The 834-nt window shown below is 34.8% G+C and carries 1 protein-coding gene; it reads left to right on the forward strand.

Annotated elements, in window-relative coordinates:
* The first annotated feature begins 60 nt into the window (after positions 1-60).
* Entirely contained in the window at positions 61-810 is a 750-nt protein-coding gene (locus BTHERMOSOX_RS11705; protein ID WP_138121259.1) for an outer membrane beta-barrel protein, read from the forward strand.
* The last annotated feature ends 24 nt before the right edge of the window (positions 811-834 follow it).

Below are 834 nucleotides of genomic sequence, written 5' to 3' on the forward strand. Positions count from 1 at the left end.
GCGTTAGGTAGCTGTCTCGCACCTTTCTTATCTTTTTACAGAAACATTTAGAGGAATAAAATGAAAAAAATAACATTAATTGGCTTATCATTGCTTGCCTTTCAAGCACAAGCAGAAATGCAGATTAAACACGGATTTTATTTAAGCGAATCCTTGGGCAATGTTAGTGCTGATATAAGTGGCAAACATCAAGATTTTGCTAAATTTATTGGTGATAATCCTGAAGATATTACAGAAGAAAATGCTACGATTTATGATGCACGAATATCAAATATTCGTTCTTTTGGTTATAACCTAAGATACATACCAGAAGTTGGTTTTGGCTATGAATTTGGAATATATTCAACCAAAATCAAAAGTCCACAACAAAATGCAGCACTTATTCATGATGATGGCAGCCCTTTTAAACAAAATACAGCAACAGGCCCAATTGATGTGGTGGTCAATTCTCCCTCTTCTTATATTAAGACCATTGATGTTTATATTGGCGGCTTGTATAACTTTGCAAAAATCAATCAAAACTATACGCCATATGTTGGTACTGGTTATGCTAAAGTCAGTGGTGATTGGTATAATTCCTATTATCGTGGCACGCCTGGCTATGACCCAAGGTACGGCACAGAAGGCAAAACCAAAGTGGATGGAAACTATATCAGCCTCAAGGTTGGTATGAATTTTAATGAGCATTATAATTTGGAATTAGAGCATGCCAAACATAAATTGCACGCTGATTCTTTTAGAAGTTTTAATATAAACGGCTCAGATTTAAAATTTAGCAGAACCTCGTTGAATTTTATCTATAATTTTTAAACACCTAACAAATCACTCCACCTG

The organism is Bathymodiolus heckerae thiotrophic gill symbiont, from assembly GCF_900128515.1.
GTDB lineage: Bacteria > Pseudomonadota > Gammaproteobacteria > PS1 > Pseudothioglobaceae > Thioglobus_A.